This window comes from Butyricimonas sp. Marseille-P3923 (assembly GCF_900184685.1).
Taxonomy (GTDB): Bacteria; Bacteroidota; Bacteroidia; order Bacteroidales; family Marinifilaceae; genus Butyricimonas; species Butyricimonas muris.
In genome coordinates this window covers 527,774-545,996 of sequence record NZ_FXXL01000005.1, presented here as the reverse complement: position 1 = coordinate 545,996, position 18,223 = coordinate 527,774, and the positions used below count along the sequence as shown (strand labels likewise).

The window sequence follows — 18,223 nt, the reverse complement described above, 5'->3', positions numbered from 1 at the left end:
ATTGTGAAATTATGTTGACATAAAATAATTGAAGTATCAATGGAAATAAGAGATTACCAAACTGGGGATGAAAAGGCTATATTGCATTTGTTTGAATTGACTTTCGGGAAACCAATGCGGGAACAATATTGGCGGTGGCGCTTCGAACGGAATCCAGTGGGGAAGTACTATATAAAATTAATGTGGGAAAAAGAGTTGTTGATTGGACATTATGCCGTGAGTCCTTTTCAATTTGTGGTAGATAATGAGATAACGCAAGCATCTCTTTCTATGACAACAATGACTCATCCTGACTACAGCGGGAAAGGGATATTCAAGACTTTGGCGGAAGAGTTGTACTCGTTTATCGCCCAAAAATACGATACGAAATGCGTTATGGGATTTCCCAATAAGAATTCTCACTATGGTTTTATCAAGAATTTGAGTTGGAGAGATTTGGCCGTTATTCATCATTTGGTGTTGGAGACATCTAGTATAAAACCTTGCTTATCACCCATGATAACGAGGATGGAAACTTTTGATCAATCTCATTCGGATTTATTAAAACAAATAACTTCTGCTTTCCGTGTTTCCTTGAATCAATCAGTGGATTATTTGAATTGGAGGTATAAAGAAAACCCTTTTAATAAATATTATATTTTTGAACATCGAGATTCTGTCTTGTCAGGTTTTTTAGTCGTTAAATTGTACCCGATGGCGGATGGCTCATATGGGGCGTTTATTGTTGAAAATGGAATCGCTATGGAGAACATCTCTTTGCTACCCGAGTTTCTTTCACACATTATTGCTTCTTTTGATTTAAAAATATCAAGTGTACACACGTGGCTTTCTCTTTTTGATCGGCGACATATTTATTACGAGAAAAATGGTTTTGTATTGGGTGGTAAACAAACCTTCTTAGGAGTGAGAGTGTTTGATGAGTCTTTAAGTGACGTGTTGACTGAATTTAAAAATTGGTATTATTCTTACGGGGATTCAGATATATATTAAGTATGAAAAAAGTGTTAGTAGTAGCTCCGCATCCGGATGATGAAGTCTTGGGCTGTGGTGGAGTAATGAAAAAGATGGTAAATAATGGGAGCGAAACATATGTTTTGATTGTGACTAACGCTCACGTGGGAGATCCGGAAAGATATCTTCTGGAAGGGATACAAAACGTGAGGAATGAAGCATTAGCAGCACATCGAGCCTTGGGTGTGGAAGATACTTTTTTTATGGATTTTCCTGCGCCAAGGTTAGATACGTTTCCTTCTTACAAAATAGCGACTGCATTGTCAGAACTTATTCAGAAGTATCAATTTGATACTGTTTTTGTTCCACATCGTGGTGATATACATAAAGATCATAAGGCGGTTTTTGATGCGACACTTGTTGCTTGTCGTCCCGTGAATAACTGTTCTGTGAAAAGAGTTTACGCTTATGAAACTTTGTCGGAAACCGAGTGGGGAGTTCCGTATCAATCAGAGGCATTTATACCTAATGTATTTGTGGAGTTGACAGAGGAAGAGTTCAATGCAAAATGTGTTGCGATGAGGTTTTTCAAATCCCAAATACGAGAATTTCCGTCCTCTCGTTCAATTGAGGCGATGGAAGCGTTGGCAAAATATAGAGGTGCAACGGTTTCTTATCCTAGAGCTGAAGCATTCATGTTAATACGTGATATAAGATGAGCGTGTACGTGTCTTTCGTTAAAAGGGGGATGGATTTTGTGATAGCCTTGATAGCCTTATGCGTTTTAATCCCATTTTTATGTATTATTGCTATTTTATTACTAATAGCACACCAGAATTTGCATGGGATATTTTTTGTGCAGACACGTTCGGGATATAGGGGGAAGTTGTTTAAGATTTTGAAATTCAAAACAATGAGTGATAGAACGGATGAAAGCGGAGTATTACTTCCTGATGCAGATAGGTTAACACCCGTGGGACGGATTGTGAGAGAATTATCAATAGATGAGTTACCCCAGTTGGTAAATGTGTTGAAAGGAGATATGGCGTTAATAGGTCCCCGTCCTCTTCCGGCTAAATATTTGGCATTTTATACATCGGAACAAGCAAGACGACACGAAGTGAGACCTGGAATTGTTGGTTGGGCTGGTGTCAACGGGAGAAATAATAACACGTGGTTGAAAAAATTTGAGATGGATGTGTGGTACGTGGATCACGTGTCATTCATGCTTGATTTAAAAATATTTTTTCTTGCAATTAAAACAATAATTTGTCGTGATGGAGTTTCGAAGGAGGGAGAAGCTACAACAGTTCCTTTTGACGGGACGAATTGAGTATGTTGTTTTTTTCGTGAAATAAGTTTATCTTTGCAATATATACTTAGTGTAGTTATGAATACAGCAGAGATAATAGATATATTACGGGATTTTAAGACCAATTTTGCGGAGAAATATGGGATTAAGATGTTGGGAATATTTGGTTCTTTTGCAAGGAAACAACAAAAAGCAACAAGTGATCTGGATGTCGTTGTCGTATTACAGGAATCGGATTTTTTTACGTTGGTTCAGATACAAGAAGAATTGGAAAAATTGACCCGATACAAGGTTGATGTCGTTAATTTTCGAGATTCGTTGAGAGATTCGTTTAAGGTTAATATCATGAAAGATGCAATCTTCGTCTAAGGATTTAGTGAAAGAATATTTAAGTTTGATGATTGAAAAATCAAATTTAGTAGTCGAGCGGAATGCTCCAATTGCAAAGTATCATGATTTTTTAATTTCCCCGAGTAGCATGGAGAAATTCGATGCTGCATGTATGTTAATTCAAGTAATAGGAGAGATCGCACGGAAAATTGATAAATGGACTTCTTCAAGGCTTTTTCCCAATTATCCTCAGGTATATTGGAAAGGAGTGTTTGCCTTAAGAAATATAATATCTCACGAGTATGGGAATGTTGATCCCATGAATATTTTTAAGATTATAAAGAAATATCTTCCGGAATTGATTGTTTGTGTGGAATTAATTTTGACGGATATAAAGGCCGGTAAGCACGATGATTTGTTCGAGATATAAATAGTACGTGGTACGTGGATCACGTTTCGTTGATTGGATGGAGAGGCAAAAAACGTAGTTTGCTTTAATGAAAAAAATATATAACTTCGCACTTCAATTAAAATATGAAGAATGCTTTATAATATAACATATGAATTGAAAAATAATGAGAAAGATTACTCCTCTTTTTTTCAAACGTTGAAAACATTGAGCCCGAATACAAATCAATGTATGAAGAATTCATGGTTTGTTATTACAAGTTCAAGTAAGCAAGTTTTATATGAACAATTAAAAGCATTATTGGAGTCATCAGATTTATTGTTGATAAGTCAGGTTTCACTATCTCAATTATCCGGTTGGTTGCCGAGTGATTCTGTCAATTGGTTACAGGAGCATTCTAATGATATATAATCTATGATAACACAACTTTCTATTGAAAATTTCAAATGTTTCTCTAGCAAACAAACTTTCCGTTTATCTAATATGAATATTTTAGCTGGGATGAACGGACGGGGGAAATCTACTATTTTTCAAGCTTTATTGTTGCTTGCTCAAAGTTTACAAAAGACGGGAAATATAGAAACATTATGTGTCAATGGTGATTTTGTGAGATTGTCTCATTTCCAAGATCTGATAAGTTCTGATTTAAAAAATAAAGGACAAGGAATTGTTAGGTTTGAAATTGATACGGATCAAGAAGACTATCGTAATATTTGTTTGGGCTATGAAGCAAAAAATGAATGGTGTGGTAAAATTTGCGAACTAAAAATATCGGATAAGGATTATTTTACTTCAACAGGCTCTATTGGTACAGAGGAAGAACAATTAAATACAGAACGTTTTCTGCAATCAACTTATCCGCGAATGGATAAGGTTTTCAGTCCATTCTATTTTATCTCTGCTTCAAGATTAGGACCGACTTTATATGAAGAAAAATGTGAAGAGGAAGAATTTAATCCTTTGGGAATATTGGGTGAACGACGTTTAGCTGTTTTAGTTGCCCACTCTTCCTTGAATGGCATTCGATTAAAGGATGGTAAATCAGCGTCACTTATTGAAGAAGTAAACAAGTGGTGTGATTATATAATGGGAGGATCTGAACTGGATTTAGTTAAAACCGATAACACGTTGCAACTCCGAATGAAGAATAGACATTCTATGGGATGGGCAAAATCCATTAACATGGGTTTTGGGTATAGCTATATTTTATCTATTATAATTGTTGCTTTGATAGCAGAAAGAGGGAGTGTCGTGTTTGTAGAAAATCCTGAAGCACATTTACATCCATCTGCACAGGCTCGGTTGATGGAATTGTTGTCGTTATTAGCGATGAACGGGGTGCAGGTCAATATAGAGACTCATAGTGAACATATATTGAATTCAGTCCGGTTGTATTGTTTGCAAGAAGAGAAAAGCGTAACACAAGATCATGTTTCTATCTATTTTTTTGATGAGGAGTTCCGAGTTTATCCACTAAATATAGATTCTAACGGGCAAATAGCGAATTGGCCTAAAGGCTTTTTTGACTTACAAGAACAACAATTGTTGGAAATTTTGCAATTAGGATTAATGAAAAAGTAAATGAGAGCGGATTTATATGTATATTCTGATTCTTTCGCGTACAATCATTCCGATGACGAAGTTGCAATTTTGACGAAGTTGAAAAATTTTAGAGACTTGACACAAAAAGTGGCAGATAAAGATAATGTTTTCCTTTTTAATACGGATGAGTTCATGGCCACTGAACTATTGCCTGATGGAACAACATGTGGAGATTTTATATTAGGACAACATGCTTATCCTAAGGAAATTTCCCAATTATTTTTCATATTATTAACCAGCGGGGTGTATCATGCAACTAATTTTACGGGAGAAGAAATTGATGAATTAATCGAATGGCATTCGGAAGATTCATGTAGTGCAAAAGTTGTACTAACGAAAACGGAATGCATGGAACGCTCGAAACAAGTATTGGGAACGTATGAAGATTGGCGAATGTTTCGTAGTTATTTTTTAGGTTTGTATCCCGGGGATGTGGATTTTTTCTATCAAGAATGTTCTAAATATTATCCGAATCTTGTATTTGGTGAGCGATATAAATCTCAAACAAAAGAAGTGCTTGTTTCGCACAGTGAGAAAATTACGGCTTGTTTATTGGTGATGGACACTTATTTTATGAATGAGTTCCGTGTTGCTCAATGTTCAAATATTGATTTTCCTAGAATTTTTGCTTGTAAATACAATATTGAGGGAGGGTCGTTTGAAGGTGAAAAAGATGAAAAATTTAATGTTTTTTTTGCTGATGAAAACACGACGCTTGTTTGTGAACCACATCTGAAATTTAATTCTCCTGATGCATCTAAAGCTCAAAAACGAAATATTAATCAATATTGTAGAATATATTTCAGTATGCCGACAAGTAAGAATTCGACAAAAATTCATATAGGAGCTATTGTTCGTCATTTGTAGGATCATCAAAAAATAGTTGTGGAGATTGTGCAGATCGTAAATACGGTTTTTAGTTCCAATACATACGTGTTGCGGGAGGAAGGGGCAGATTGGTGTTGGTTGGTGGACGCGGGAGATGTCGCTCCGGTGTTGGAGGCTATCGGGGAAGGGGTGACGATTCGAGGTATTTTTCTAACCCACACGCATTATGATCATTTGTACGGGATTAACCGGATGGTCGATTTGTTCCTGCGATCCGTGGTGTACACGTCGGAAGCGGGAATGGAAGGAATTTATTCGGATAAGTTGAATTTTTCGAAGTATCATGATGATCCGATCGTGTTTAAGGGGGATCATGTGAGAGTTGTGCATGATGGAGATGAGGTGGAGCTATTTCCCGGGGAATTTTTGACAGTGTTGGAGACGCCCGGGCATGACAAGAGTTGCTTGACTTATTACACGAGGGGAGAGATATTCACGGGCGATTCTTTTATACCGGAAGTGAAGGTAATAACTACTTTCCCACGTAGCAACAAACAAGATGCAGCCCGATCCGTGGAGGCGATTTTGAAAGTCGCGGAGGGGCGGGATTTATATCCCGGTCATGGAGAGGTCTTGTTGGGGAATTGAATATTTCGTAGTATAATCATAAGTTTTATTTATCAATAGGGCACTCGCGGGAGTGAAGACGTGGTTGTTATGTCTTGACCGGAAGGGTGTGTTCAAGAGATTTTTGCATGAAAAGGGAACGAATTTATCTTTGTTTGGCGCACATGAGCGGCAAGGAACAGGATTTTATTAAAGAAGCGTTTGACACGAATTGGGTAGTGCCCTTGGGACCAAACGTGAACGCTTTTGAAAAATCACTGCGGGATTTTTTGATTGGAAGTGGAGAACAAGCAATTGAAAATGGAAAGTTGAGAGTTGAAAATGAAGGGAAGCAGGTGGTGGCATTGAGTGCGGGGACGGCGGCCTTGCACTTGGGGTTGATATTGTTGGGGGTACAGGCGGGTGACGAGGTGATATGCCAGAGTTTCACTTTTTGCGCTTCTGCCAACCCGGTGACATATCAAGGGGCGACGGCTGTTTTCGTAGACTCGGAGGAAGAGACGTGGAACATGAGTCCCGTGTTGTTGGAGAGAGCTATACAAGACCGGATCGCTAAAACGGGACGGAAGCCGAAAGCAATTATTCCGGTGCACCTGTACGGGATGCCGGCGAAGATGGACGAGATTTGTGCGGTGGCCGGGAAATATGACATTCCGGTACTGGAAGATGCTGCCGAGGCATTGGGTTCGGAATATAAGGGACAAAAGTGCGGGACTTTCGGGTTGTACGGGGCGTTGAGTTTTAACGGGAACAAGATGATAACAACCTCGGGAGGAGGAGCATTGGTTTGTCCGGACGAGGAGTCAAAGAAGAAGGTGATGTTCTACGCCACGCAGGCACGGGAACCGTATCCTTATTACCAGCACGAGAAGATCGGTTACAATTACCGGATGAGTAATATCTGTGCCGGGATCGGTTTGGGACAGATGACAGTATTGGACGAGCATGTGGCTCATCACCGCCACGTGCATGAATTATACGAGCGGGCATTCGCCGATGTGGATGGAATAGAGTTGATGTCGAATCCCGATAACCGGTTTAATGCGAATTACTGGTTGTGTACGATTTTGATCGACAAAGCGGTGACAGGGGTAGATCACGAGGAGGTGCGTGTGGCTTTGGACGCTAAAGGAATTGAAACCCGACCGTTGTGGAAGCCTATGCACCTGCAGCCGGTTTTCGCGGGGAATCCTTGTTACGTGGATGGTACTTCGGAAAAGTTATTCGAGAGGGGTTTGTGTATCCCTGCCGGTCCTCGCGTGACGGATGAGGATGTGGCGTATATCACGAGAGAGATAAAAAATTGTATCAAGAAATAATCTAAATCTATGTGTTTGATAAAAAACGTGATCGTGTTGTTGTTGACCGGGGGATTGTTGGCCTCCTGTGCCTCGAGCAAGAAAGTGGTGTATTTGCAGGATGTGGATGTTAATAAACGGATAAAAGCGGAGAGTGAGTACAAGACTGTGATCCACACGGATGATCTGTTATCCATCATCGTGTCGTGTGATGATCTGGAATCTGCGTTACCCTTTAACACGCCGATGATTGGGTTGGGGCGGGAGGTAAGCACGACTTCGACACAACAGATTCCAAGGGGATACCTCGTGGACAAGAACGGAGAAATAGATTTCCCGGTACTCGGGAAATTGAAAGTGGAGGGAATCTCGCGAAATGACTTGGCAGAGATGTTGAAAGAAAAATTATCTGTTTACTTGAAGAATCCGATCGTGACGATACAATTCCAGAATTTCAAGGTGACGATATTGGGAGAGGTGAAAAGTCCCGGTAGTTATAAAGTGGTCAGCGAGCGAGTGTCTTTGTTGGATGCCTTGGGTATGGCGGGAGATTTGCAGATTAACGGGAAACGGAAGAACGTGCTGGTGATGCGAGAACAGGGCGGCGAGAAAATCTTCGCACGGATAGATTTAACATCGAGTGATTTTATAGATTCCCCCTTTTTCTACCTGCAACAGAATGATGTGGTTTACGTGGAGCCAAACAAGGGGCGTATAGCCGGGGGAAGCGTGAGTACTTTCTTGCCTTATATATTGTCGAGTTTATCGACGATCGTGGCACTTATAACCTTGACTAAATAGTTTCGGAAGAATTAATTTATGAAGATGACCAACCAAGATAGTAATTTGATTCAGGCAGAAGAAGAAGAGTATTTTGACCTGAGAGCTTTTTTCTTTAAAATTTTGGCTCGTTGGTGGTGGTTTGCCATCAGTATTCCGTTGTGTGCAGGCATAGCTTTGTACGTTTGTTTTAGTTCGACGCCGGTGTATAAAGTGGGGGCGAAGGTGATGATTAGTGACTCGAAGAAGGGGGAAGTCGGGGTGAACCCGATGTTGAAAGAGTTGGGTTTGTTTCAGGGGAACATGATGGTGGAGAACGAGATCGTGGAATTGAAATCCAAGAATTTGATTCTGGATGTGGTAAAGGAACTGGAATTGAACGTGGATTATACGCGGGAGAAAGTATTGAGGGACGAGAAGTTGTATAAGGACTCTCCCGTGCGGGTTTTGGTTGATTTGCCGGAGAATATTAAAGATACGACGCTTTACGTGATAGCAAGAGAGATGAACCGGATTGAGGTACTTGATGCGGACAGGAATATCATGTTCGAGGGGGAGTTTTCCCGGGCGATCCCGATGGGTGATTATCGGATGACGGTGGAGAGAAGTGATTCGTCGTTACGGGCTGGAGATGAAATACGCGTGGATCTGTTATCTTACGGGAAAGCCGCCACGGATTTCCACAAGCGGCTGGAGATAAATTTACTGGAGAAGAACACGAGTGCGGTGGGGGTTTCGTTGAAAGAAACGAACCCGATAAAAGGCATGGATTTTCTTTACACGATGATCCGGCGTTACAATGAAAACGGGATTGATGATAAACAACTCGTGTCGGAAAAGACAGTGGAGTTTATCAATGAGCGTTTGCGGGTGATCAACCAAGAGTTGGGTGATATAGAGAATGATGCAGAATCGTTCAAGAAAAGGAACCAGTTGACGAACTTGACTTCGGATGCGGCTTTGGTGATGGAGCAGAAGAAGGTGACCGATGCGGAGTTGTTGAAGTTGGCGACGGAAATGGACGTGGTAAAGAGCGTGCGCTCTTACCTTGAGGATAGGCAAGGTGAGGAGTTCAGGATTTTGCCGGAACGGCTCGGGCTTACGGACGAGACATTAAACAGCGGGATCAGTAAGTATAACGAGATGGTGTTGCGAAGGGGAAAGTTATTACAGTCTGCCCGCGAGAGTAACCCGATTATCACGGGGTTGGAAATGCAGCTCCGGGAATTGAAAAGTAGTATCCGCTCGGCAATTGCGAATGTGGAGAAGGGGTTGGATATTAAGATTAAGAGTCTGGAGCGTGAGAGTCAACTGGTGGAAGAGAAATTGATATCCGTTCCCACGCAAGAAAAACAATACCGTTCCATTGCCCGCGAACAGGAATTAAAGGAGAATCTTTTCTTGTTCCTGATGCAGAAACGGGAGGAGGCGGAGATCGCCAAGCTGATGTACGTGCCGATGGCCAAAATTATCGAGAACCCGGACCCGGGGGAGCATCCGGTAGCCCCGAGAAAAATGCTTATTTTATTATTCGGGTTGTTTATCGGTGCCGTTTTGCCCGTGGGGATTATGTTTGTGGCAGATATGTGGGATACGAAGGTGAGAGATGCTTCCGAGGTAGAAAAGGTTGTGAGTTCACCTTTGCTGGGAACTTTGCCGCAATTACCCGAGGATAAAACGTCTGTTTCCCAAGAAGATTTCCTGATGTCGGAATCGATGCATTTGATTCGGGAAAATTTGAATTACTTGATCAAGCAAAAGGGAGTGCCGGTGATCATGGTTTCTTCCACTATACCAAGAGAGGGAAAATCGCTAGTTGCCGCACATCTGGCTAACGCTTATGCCAAGGCGGGTAAGAAAGTGATCGTGATCGGTTGTGACTTGCGAAACCCGAAATTGAACGAGTATTTCAAGAGAGAGAACAAGAAAGGGCTGTCTGCGTACTTGGCAGGGATGGTGGATGACCCGGGTTCGATTATCGAGAAGGTGGATGATAACCTTCACGTGATATTCGGGGGTACTGTACCGCCGAACCCGACACAGTTGATAGCGAGTCCCCGGATGGGCGAATTGTTGGAATGCTTGAAAAAAGATTTTTCTGTTATTATTCTTGATACACCGCCGTTGGGGATACTGGCGGATGGATTCTCCTTGAGCGGGTATGCGGATGCCTGTGTTTACGTGGTTCGGGCAAACGTGCTTGACAAGAAGGGATTGCGGGTGATTACCGATCTGGAGAAAGGGAAACGTATGGAGAATTTAGGAATCGTGGTGAACGGTATAAAGATGAGTCGTTCCGGTGGTTACGGGTACGGTTATGGCTATGGTTATGGCTACGGTTATGGTTATGGCTACGGGCAGGATGCCGGTGAGAAAAAGGGGAAAAAACGTAAATCGACAAAGTGATGAGTTGGTTTCGAAGGGAGAATAAACAATACTTCTTTTACGAGCATGACGTGCATTCTCATATCTTGCCGGGATTGGATGACGGGGTGAGGAAGATGGAGGATTCGGTGGTGATCGTGAAGAAAATGTTGGCACTGGGGGTGAAGAGGTTTTCTTTTACCCCTCATATATCTTTCCCGTCGCCTTTGAACACGCGAGGTGGGATTTTAGAGAAGTTGGAGGCATTGAGAACGTGTTTGGCAAAGGAGGGGATTGATATAGACGCTGACGCGGGAGCGGAGTACAAAGTCGGGGAGTACATGATAGATTTGATCAAGCAGGGAGATATTGCCTCGTTTGACGGGGGAAAAGTGCTGGTGGAGCATAGTTTCGTGGCGGCATCGCCTTCTTTCGAGGAGGTGGTTTTTCGATTGCAGGACAAGGGCTACACGCCGGTATTGGCACACCCGGAACGTTACCCGTTTTACGCGGGGCATTTGGAAGAACGTGCTGAGGATTTGAAGCACAGGGGATGTCGGATGCAGGTGAATCTGTTATCGTTTGTCGGATTTTACGGAAAAGAGGCTCAACACGGGGCGAAGGCTCTGGCAGCGGCAGGTTTGATCGATCATGTTTCGGGAGATATTCATTCGATCAAGCAAGTGGAGCTTTTGGAGAAGTTTTTGAGATCGGGAGAGGCGAAAAACCTGACTAATTTACGATTTTAAATTTTAGATTGAAGGAATTTCTTGTTCGTTCCATGATTTACGATTGATGAAAGGATTTATGGGTAAAGGGATTGCCGGTTAGACGATGCGGTGATTGAAGATATGCCTCGGGAGAAGAGTTCCCGGGGCTTTTTTTATAAATTAAAAAATGTGATTATGGAACATTTATTGAAAGGGAGGTTGTTCTCTTGGTTAAAAGAAGGTGCTCAAGAGATGTCGGGTGAACAAATAGAGGTGATTGTTCTGGAGTTCGTGAACGATTTGGTGAAATGGAGTGAGGAGGTGCGGGATTATAGTGAGGTGGCTCGCGGTTTGGAAGGTATCCGTATCCGGTTGCAGGTTTGGGACGAGGTGTATCAAATTTGTGACGGGACTGGAAAAAAAGATCACGGTGAGTTTGTGTCTTCATGCCGTATTGATGCGGGTGGAGCACGAGATCCGGTTGGTACGGGAGCGATTGGAAAAACCGGAATGGTTTGCCGGGCATCTGGATGACGGACCGCTGGCAATTTGGAAGTCGGAAAATCCGAAAATGGAAATGGCGGAATTGGCATTGGGGATTTGTCTAGCGAAGGTGTTGTGGTCGCCGAGGGGAAAGTTGATGGGTTATGACGAGATTATCAAGCTGGTGGAGCGGGTTTTCGGGATGAAACTTCCGAATTACCGGGATCTGAAGCGGGATATTTTTGGAAGACTGAAGGATGTAGCGGTGTTTTCGAAACAGTTGGTGTTTTTGATAGAGCAGGCCAAAGATGAGAAGGATGCCCGGAGGCATTAAATGATGTGGGGTAGAGTTAGTTTGTGGATTTTTCAAAAAAAATCGCTATTGATAATCAATGCATTGAAAATAAAATCACTACACGCGGGGCACGCGTGTAGTGATGGAGTTTGGCAGGGGATGTACTTTTGCATTCAGAAAAACGAGAGAGATGTAAACGTTGGTATTTATTAAAACGAGAGCTTATGGCAGAAGTAAAAAATTGTTTGGGAATCAGAGGACGAGTACGCTGACTCGTTAGTGGATGATAGAGTATATGCCGTATTGTTCGAGACTGCATTGAAACGCCTGAAGATTGTCACGTTGAGGAATAGAGGCGAGAGTGGCAGTTCCAGTTTCGCGCTTCCGAAAGGTTGGGATAACTCGAAGGTTGTGGCCTATTGTTTTGCCACGTCAAAGAATGGTAGTCAAGTATCGGATAGTGAATATTTGATTATCGAGTGATCCGTGATGAGTATTTATTTTTTTACCGGAATATTCTTCACGTTGAGTTTGAATGCCTTTTTCTCACAGTTGGCGAATGATTTAGTGGCGGGGATATTGAGTATCGTGGGAGGAGTGATCAGTTCAGTCGTGGTGGCTTGGTGCAAATATCGGTGGAGTAAGCATCGACGAGAGAAATAGCGAAAAGTTAAACAAGTGAAGAGTCGCATCTAAATGGTGCGGCTTTTCGTTTTATAAGTTTTTCTCGTGTACTTTTGGCAGGCTGTTGGAATACGAGCAGGGCGAATGCGTCAAAACGCTTTTCGCCCTTTTAGTTAAAAGTTTATAAAGTCTATAAAGTTCATAAGGTTTATGGACCCTAGCGGGCGCTTTGTCCACGGCAGCATAGCTGCCGGTAAACCTTGTCCGAAGGACGCCCGTTACTTTATGAACTTTATAAACTTTATGAGCTGAAAGCTCAACTTTATGAACCGGGCGAAAAGCCTTTTGATGCGTTCGCCCTGGGAATATGAGAAAATATTTGTTTTTGTGAAGGTTTTTTAATATCTTGACGCCGTTTTTCTGGAACACTGGCATGTTTATTGAGTTCTATTTGTTTGGATGAAAGAAGAATAAATTAATATATATAATACGTTTTTTACTATGGAGAATAAATTAGATATTTTGACCAAGAAGCTTTATGATGAGGGGGTTGATAAAGCTCGCCGGGAGGCGGAGAATATCATCAACCAAGCGAAGCAAGAGGCCGAAAAGATTGTTGCCGAGGCAAAGGCAAAGGCGGAGCAGATGAATGCCGATGCTGAAACCGATGTGGCAAACTTGAAGAAGAAGGCGGAGTCTGAAATGACGTTGAGTGCCCGTCAAGCGATCACTGCATTGAAACAGGCAATTACTAATCTTGTTGCCGGAGAAGTAGCGGGAGAGGTTGCCAAGGTCGGATTCGAGGAAAAGGCTTTTATTCAAGAGTTGGTTATGACAATCGTGAAGAAGTGGGATGTTGCCGGGGGAAATTTGGATATGGAAGTACTTCTTTCTGCTGACGAGAAAGATAAATTCGAGTCATTTGTAACGGCAAAATATAAGGATTTGCTGGATAAAGGACTCACGGTGAACGTGGGTAACTTGGACGAAGGATTCGTGATTCAACCGAAAGACGGAGGGTTCCAGATAGCGTTCTCGGAGAAATTGTTCGAGGCTTTCTTTAACCAATATATCAAAGGCTTTACGAAGAAGCTCCTTTTTGAAGAAAATAAATAGATATTGGATTTTTAGTATCTAAAATTTGAAAAGGATGATATTAAAGAATAATTACTACTGTTTAATCGCGGGTTTACCGGAGGTCTTTCTGGACGATCGGAAATTGTCGTTGTCCGTGAACGGGTTTCGGGAGTTGGCGCAAGGGGCTTTGAAGAAGGAGGACGTGAAGTTGATGAATCTTTTCTTCCTTCCTGCCGATAACAAGCAAGTCCTTCGTTTGCTGAATAAGATGGAACCCGATACCGCCCTTGAAACAGTATACCCGTTGCAACAGTTGGAAGACGAAATAGCCGAACCCAAAAATTCTTTACCTGCTTACCTGAATCAATTTATTGCCGATTTCAAAGGGGAACATCTTAAATACGAGACTTCGCCCGAGAACGTGTTGAGTTGGATGTATTACGATTATATGATGAATTGTGGAAACAAGTTTGTCAGAAAGTACGCGGAATTCTCGATGAATATTAAGAATTTGGTAGTCGCTTTTACTTGTCGGAAATACGGTAAGGAAGTTGCCCCGGAGATTATTGGTAATAATGCGGTTTCCAAGGCGCTGAGGACTTCGAACTCGAAAGATTTCGGTTTGAGTATGGAATATCCTTACGCGGAGAAGGTGATGTCGCTGATGAATAACCCTAATCTCGTGGAACGGGAACGGGGATTGGATTTGCTTCATTGGGATTACATTGAGGGGGCTGTCGTGTACGAGTATTTTTCCATGGAAAAGGTTTTGAGTTTTATGCTTGAGCTGATGATCGTCGAGAGGTGGAGCAAGATGAGCTCCGAGTCGGGGCGAAAGGTATTCATGGAGGTAGTCGATAAGTTTAGACGGAGTTTTGAGTTCGCGGAAGAATTTAAGTGATTTAAAATTTAAAATTAAGAGATGAATAAAACACAAGGAAAAGTTCATAGTATTATTTCCAATCTTGTACTTGTGCGCACCGAGGGACCGGTATCCCAGAACGAGATCTGTTTTATCCGGCTCGGGGACGAGCGGTTAATGGCGGAGGTCATCAAGGTGGTTGGGGATATTGCTTATGTGCAGGTTTTTGAAAGTACCCGGGGATTGAAGCCCGGTTCTTTAGTGGAGTTTGAGGACCACATGTTGGAGGTAACATTGGGACCGGGCTTGCTATCCAAGAATTTTGACGGTCTTCAGAACGATTTGGACAAGATGACCGGGGTATTCTTGAAACGTGGTGAGTACACGAACCCGTTGGAGGCAGATAAGAAATGGAGTTTTACCCCATTGGCAAAAGTCGGTGATAAGGTGAAGGCTGCCGACTGGTTGGGTAACGTGAAAGAGAACTGGTTGGATCACAAGATAATGGTGCCTTTCAAACTGAAGGGCGAGTTTACCGTGGCATCTATCGTGGGTGCCGGGGAGTACACGATCATGGACACGATAGCTGTGTTGAAAGACGAGGCTGGCAAAGAGGTGCCCGTGAGTATGATACAAAAATGGCCGGTGAAGGTGGCTATCCGTAATTACGTGGATAAGCCGCGTCCGTCACGTCAGATGGAGACGGGAGTACGTGTTATCGACACGATGAACCCGATTCTGGAGGGTGGTACCGGATTTATTCCCGGTCCGTTCGGTACGGGAAAGACCGTGTTACAACATGCTCTTTCGCGTTTTGCCGATGCCGATATTATTATCATGGCTGCCTGTGGCGAGCGTGCGAACGAGGTGGTGGAAATCTTCACGGAGTTCCCCGAACTGGAAGACCCCCGTTCCGGTCGTAAGTTGTACGAGAGAACGACAATTATCGCTAATACCTCGAATATGCCCGTTGCTGCCCGTGAGGCTTCTGTTTACACGGCAATGACGATCGGGGAGTATTACCGTTCCATGGGTATGAAGGTGTTGTTGCTTGCCGACTCTACTTCCCGTTGGGCTCAGGCTTTGCGTGAGATGTCCAACCGTATGGAGGAGTTGCCGGGACAGGATGCTTTCCCGATGGACTTGTCAGCAATTATTTCTAACTTCTACGCTCGTGCCGGGATGGTGTACTTGAATAACGGTAAGACGGGTTCCGTGACCTTTATCGGTACGGTGTCGCCCGCCGGTGGTAACTTGAAAGAGCCGGTGACGGAGTCCACGAAGAAGGTGGCTCGTTGTTTCTATGCTCTGTCGCAGGCTCGTGCCGATGCTAAACGTTACCCGGCTATCGATACGTTGGAGTCTTATTCCAAGTATCTGGAATACCCGGAGTTCGTGGAGTTTGCCAAGAAGAATATTTCCGACACGTGGATCGACGGAGTGAATGAGGCCCGTAATATTTTGGTACGGGGACGGGAGACAGCCGAACAGATCGACATTTTGGGAGATGACGGTGTGCCATTGGAATATCACGTGGTATACTGGAAATCCGAGTTGATTGACTTCGTGATCTTGCAGCAGGATGCTTTTGACAACATTGACGGCTCTACTTCAATGGAGCGCCAGAAGTATATGTTGGAAATGGTGTTGGGTGTGGTTCGCTCCGAGTTTAATTTTGATACGTTCGAGGAGGTTAATCCTTACTTTAAACGGATCATTAATGGATTCAAGCAGATGAACTATTCCGAATTCCAATCCGATGCCTTCAAGAAGTATGAGGCTGAGGTGAAGGGGATTATTGACGAGAGAAAAAAGAAATAAATTTATGATTTATGATTTACGATTTATGATTCGTTGCTTTGGCAAGAACATTAAATCAAAAATCTGAAATCAAAAATCTAAAATAGGTATGACGACTGCTTTTCAAAAAGTTTATACAAAGATTACTCAGATCACGAAGGCAACGTGTACGTTGAATGCTCAAGGCGTCGGAAATGACGAATTGGCTATTGTAGACGGGCGGTTGGCACAGGTCGTGAAGATTTGGGGTAATGATATAACCCTTCAGGTGTTCTCCGGAACGGAGGGTATCCCGACGAATGCAGAAGTGACATTCTTGGGGAAGGCTCCGACTTTAAGGGTTGGAGATGATTTGTGCGGACGTTTCTTCAATGCTTTCGGCGACCCGATTGACGGGGGACCGGCAGTTGACGGGGAGGAACGAGAGATTGGAGGTCCTTCCGTGAACCCGGTTCGACGTAAACAACCGTCGGAATTGATTGCAACGGGTATCGCGGGTATTGATTTGAACAACACGTTGGTGTCCGGACAGAAAATTCCGTTCTTTGCCGATCCGGATCAACCGTATAACCAAGTAATGGCGAACGTGGCATTGAGAGCCCAGACGGATCGTATTATCTTGGGAGGTATGGGATTGACGAATGACGACTATCTGTATTTCAAGAATCTGTTCGATAATGCCGGAGTGCTTGACCGTATTGTCAGTTTCGTGAATACGACGGAGGCTCCCCCGGTGGAGCGTTTGTTGGTTCCGGATATGGCATTGACGGCTGCCGAGTATTTCGCCGTGGAGAAGAACGAGAAGGTATTGGTGTTGTTGACGGATATGACGTTGTACGCCGATGCTTTGAGTATCGTGTCTAACCGTATGGATCAAATCCCGTCGAAGGATTCCATGCCGGGTTCTCTGTACTCGGACTTGGCGAAGATTTACGAGAAAGCAGTGCAGTTCCCTGCCGGAGGTTCTATCACGATTATTGCCGTGACCACGTTGTCCGGTGGTGATATTACACACGCTATTCCGGATAACACGGGGTACATTACCGAGGGACAGTTATTCTTGCGTAAGGATTCGGAGATCGGTAAGGTTATCGTTGACCCGTTCCGAAGTTTGTCACGTTTGAAACAGCTCGTGATCGGTAAGAAAACCCGTAAGGATCACCCGCAAGTGATGAATGCCGCCATCCGTCTGTATGCCGATGCAGCCAATGCCCGCACGAAGATGGAGAACGGTTTTGACCTGACGGACTACGACCGCCGTACCCTTGATTTCGCGAAAGAGTATTCGAACAACCTACTTGCCATTGACGTAAACATCAGTGTCGAGCAGATGCTGGATACAGCGTGGGAGCTGTTCCGGAAATACTTTAACAAGGCGGAGTTGGGAATTAAGGCGGAGATTATCGAACAATTCGGTGGCTATAAAGATTGACGATTTATGATTTCTTGATTTATGATTATGGATAAAGTGACGTTTAAATATAGGACAAAACAATTGGGGCTAGCAGTGATTCGGTTAGTTGAGAAACTTCCCAGAACGCAATTGGCTAAAGTTGTTTGTGACCAAATATTGCGTTCGTCTTTGTCTGTCGGTGCTAATTATAGAGCTGTTTGTCGTGCAAAATCCGACAAGGATTTTATTAGTAAGATGAAAATCGTGGAGGAAGAGTGCGATGAAACAGTATATTGGTTAGAGATTATGGAAGAAGCGCATTTGTTGTCGGAAAGTGATATAGCTCCTTTGAAAAAAGAAGCTAATGAACTTGTTGCAATGATTGTCGCTTCGATTAAAACGAAAAGTTATAATCTGGAATCCGAAGTTAATCGTAAATCTAAAGAGTCTTTGAATCATAAATCGTAAATCATAAATC

20 protein-coding genes are annotated in these 18,223 nt (G+C 43.1%); all 20 read left to right on the top strand.

What is annotated here, in order from left to right:
• Nucleotides 1-39 precede the first annotated feature (39 nt).
• A complete protein-coding gene (locus CS948_RS05785; protein ID WP_099290758.1) occupies nucleotides 40-990 on the top strand; it encodes a GNAT family N-acetyltransferase in 951 nt (316 codons plus the stop codon).
• A 2-nt stretch (nucleotides 991-992) separates the two neighbouring features.
• Complete coding sequence (locus CS948_RS05780) at nucleotides 993-1,670, top strand: PIG-L deacetylase family protein (protein ID WP_099290757.1); 678 nt, start codon at nucleotides 993-995, stop codon at nucleotides 1,668-1,670.
• 2 nt (nucleotides 1,671-1,672) lie between these two features.
• On the top strand, nucleotides 1,673-2,284 hold the full coding sequence (locus tag CS948_RS05775) for a sugar transferase (RefSeq protein ID WP_099290823.1): 612 nt from the start codon (nucleotides 1,673-1,675) through the stop codon (nucleotides 2,282-2,284).
• 57 nt (nucleotides 2,285-2,341) lie between these two features.
• Nucleotides 2,342-2,632, top strand: a complete 291-nt coding sequence (locus tag CS948_RS05770; RefSeq protein ID WP_099290756.1) for a nucleotidyltransferase family protein — start codon at nucleotides 2,342-2,344, stop codon at nucleotides 2,630-2,632.
• A 109-nt stretch (nucleotides 2,633-2,741) separates the two neighbouring features.
• A complete protein-coding gene (locus tag CS948_RS05765; RefSeq protein WP_255301873.1) occupies nucleotides 2,742-3,023 on the top strand; it encodes a DUF86 domain-containing protein in 282 nt (93 codons plus the stop codon).
• A gap of 393 nt (nucleotides 3,024-3,416) precedes the next feature.
• Entirely contained in the window at nucleotides 3,417-4,583 is a 1,167-nt protein-coding gene (locus CS948_RS05755; RefSeq protein ID WP_099290753.1) for a DUF3696 domain-containing protein, read from the top strand.
• The gene (locus CS948_RS05750; protein WP_099290752.1) at nucleotides 4,584-5,471 is read left to right on the top strand and encodes a hypothetical protein; all 888 of its coding nucleotides are present in this window, start codon (nucleotides 4,584-4,586) and stop codon (nucleotides 5,469-5,471) included.
• 27 nt (nucleotides 5,472-5,498) lie between these two features.
• Entirely contained in the window at nucleotides 5,499-6,080 is a 582-nt protein-coding gene (locus CS948_RS05745; protein ID WP_255301872.1) for an MBL fold metallo-hydrolase, read from the top strand.
• A 107-nt stretch (nucleotides 6,081-6,187) separates the two neighbouring features.
• Nucleotides 6,188-7,378 carry a DegT/DnrJ/EryC1/StrS family aminotransferase gene (locus CS948_RS05740; protein ID WP_099290750.1) on the top strand — a complete coding sequence of 397 codons (1,191 nt, stop codon included), beginning with the start codon at nucleotides 6,188-6,190 and terminating at the stop codon, nucleotides 7,376-7,378.
• Nucleotides 7,379-7,387: 9 nt separating this feature from the next.
• A complete protein-coding gene (locus CS948_RS05735) occupies nucleotides 7,388-8,158 on the top strand; it encodes a polysaccharide biosynthesis/export family protein (RefSeq protein WP_099290749.1) in 771 nt (256 codons plus the stop codon).
• Between the two features lie 18 nt (nucleotides 8,159-8,176).
• A complete protein-coding gene (locus tag CS948_RS05730; RefSeq protein ID WP_255301871.1) occupies nucleotides 8,177-10,543 on the top strand; it encodes a polysaccharide biosynthesis tyrosine autokinase in 2,367 nt (788 codons plus the stop codon).
• Nucleotides 10,543-11,250: a tyrosine-protein phosphatase gene (locus tag CS948_RS05725; RefSeq protein ID WP_099290748.1), complete on the top strand. Its 708-nt coding sequence runs from the start codon at nucleotides 10,543-10,545 to the stop codon at nucleotides 11,248-11,250. The genes CS948_RS05730 and CS948_RS05725 overlap by 1 nt, the downstream gene beginning before the upstream one ends.
• A gap of 364 nt (nucleotides 11,251-11,614) precedes the next feature.
• Nucleotides 11,615-12,028, top strand: coding sequence for a hypothetical protein (locus CS948_RS21435; protein ID WP_176554943.1), 414 nt, complete (start codon nucleotides 11,615-11,617; stop codon nucleotides 12,026-12,028).
• A 240-nt stretch (nucleotides 12,029-12,268) separates the two neighbouring features.
• Complete coding sequence (locus tag CS948_RS05710; protein ID WP_176554942.1) at nucleotides 12,269-12,472, top strand: hypothetical protein; 204 nt, start codon at nucleotides 12,269-12,271, stop codon at nucleotides 12,470-12,472.
• A 6-nt stretch (nucleotides 12,473-12,478) separates the two neighbouring features.
• Nucleotides 12,479-12,652 carry a hypothetical protein gene (locus tag CS948_RS21615; protein WP_176554941.1) on the top strand — a complete coding sequence of 58 codons (174 nt, stop codon included), beginning with the start codon at nucleotides 12,479-12,481 and terminating at the stop codon, nucleotides 12,650-12,652.
• Nucleotides 12,653-13,114: 462 nt separating this feature from the next.
• Nucleotides 13,115-13,729 (top strand): V-type ATP synthase subunit E family protein, encoded by a 615-nt coding sequence (locus CS948_RS05700; protein WP_099290744.1) that lies wholly within the window; start codon nucleotides 13,115-13,117, stop codon nucleotides 13,727-13,729.
• A 34-nt stretch (nucleotides 13,730-13,763) separates the two neighbouring features.
• A complete protein-coding gene (locus CS948_RS05695) occupies nucleotides 13,764-14,591 on the top strand; it encodes a DUF2764 family protein (protein WP_176554940.1) in 828 nt (275 codons plus the stop codon).
• Between the two features lie 21 nt (nucleotides 14,592-14,612).
• Nucleotides 14,613-16,373 carry a V-type ATP synthase subunit A gene (locus tag CS948_RS05690; RefSeq protein ID WP_099290742.1) on the top strand — a complete coding sequence of 587 codons (1,761 nt, stop codon included), beginning with the start codon at nucleotides 14,613-14,615 and terminating at the stop codon, nucleotides 16,371-16,373.
• A gap of 88 nt (nucleotides 16,374-16,461) precedes the next feature.
• Nucleotides 16,462-17,784, top strand: a complete 1,323-nt coding sequence (locus CS948_RS05685; protein WP_099290741.1) for a V-type ATP synthase subunit B — start codon at nucleotides 16,462-16,464, stop codon at nucleotides 17,782-17,784.
• Between the two features lie 27 nt (nucleotides 17,785-17,811).
• Nucleotides 17,812-18,213: a four helix bundle protein gene (locus CS948_RS05680; RefSeq protein ID WP_099290821.1), complete on the top strand. Its 402-nt coding sequence runs from the start codon at nucleotides 17,812-17,814 to the stop codon at nucleotides 18,211-18,213.
• Nucleotides 18,214-18,223 lie beyond the last annotated feature (10 nt).

Excerpts from the sequence above, each read along its gene's own strand:
- CS948_RS05755 (WP_099290753.1), top strand. The coding sequence starts at position 3,417 with ATGATAACACAACTTTCTATTGAAAATTTCAAATGTTTCTCTAGCAAA.
- CS948_RS05770 (WP_099290756.1), top strand. The coding sequence starts at position 2,342 with ATGAATACAGCAGAGATAATAGATATATTACGGGATTTTAAGACCAAT.
- CS948_RS05730 (WP_255301871.1), top strand. The coding sequence starts at position 8,177 with ATGAAGATGACCAACCAAGATAGTAATTTGATTCAGGCAGAAGAAGAA.
- CS948_RS05765 (WP_255301873.1), top strand. The coding sequence starts at position 2,742 with ATGGAGAAATTCGATGCTGCATGTATGTTAATTCAAGTAATAGGAGAG.
- CS948_RS21615 (WP_176554941.1), top strand. The coding sequence starts at position 12,479 with ATGAGTATTTATTTTTTTACCGGAATATTCTTCACGTTGAGTTTGAAT.
- CS948_RS05685 (WP_099290741.1), top strand. The coding sequence starts at position 16,462 with ATGACGACTGCTTTTCAAAAAGTTTATACAAAGATTACTCAGATCACG.
- CS948_RS05785 (WP_099290758.1), top strand. The coding sequence starts at position 40 with ATGGAAATAAGAGATTACCAAACTGGGGATGAAAAGGCTATATTGCAT.
- CS948_RS05700 (WP_099290744.1), top strand. The coding sequence starts at position 13,115 with ATGGAGAATAAATTAGATATTTTGACCAAGAAGCTTTATGATGAGGGG.
- CS948_RS05750 (WP_099290752.1), top strand. The coding sequence starts at position 4,584 with ATGAGAGCGGATTTATATGTATATTCTGATTCTTTCGCGTACAATCAT.
- CS948_RS05740 (WP_099290750.1), top strand. The coding sequence starts at position 6,188 with ATGAAAAGGGAACGAATTTATCTTTGTTTGGCGCACATGAGCGGCAAG.
- CS948_RS05680 (WP_099290821.1), top strand. The coding sequence starts at position 17,812 with ATGGATAAAGTGACGTTTAAATATAGGACAAAACAATTGGGGCTAGCA.
- CS948_RS05695 (WP_176554940.1), top strand. The coding sequence starts at position 13,764 with ATGATATTAAAGAATAATTACTACTGTTTAATCGCGGGTTTACCGGAG.
- CS948_RS05780 (WP_099290757.1), top strand. The coding sequence starts at position 993 with ATGAAAAAAGTGTTAGTAGTAGCTCCGCATCCGGATGATGAAGTCTTG.
- CS948_RS05690 (WP_099290742.1), top strand. The coding sequence starts at position 14,613 with ATGAATAAAACACAAGGAAAAGTTCATAGTATTATTTCCAATCTTGTA.
- CS948_RS05735 (WP_099290749.1), top strand. The coding sequence starts at position 7,388 with ATGTGTTTGATAAAAAACGTGATCGTGTTGTTGTTGACCGGGGGATTG.
- CS948_RS05725 (WP_099290748.1), top strand. The coding sequence starts at position 10,543 with ATGAGTTGGTTTCGAAGGGAGAATAAACAATACTTCTTTTACGAGCAT.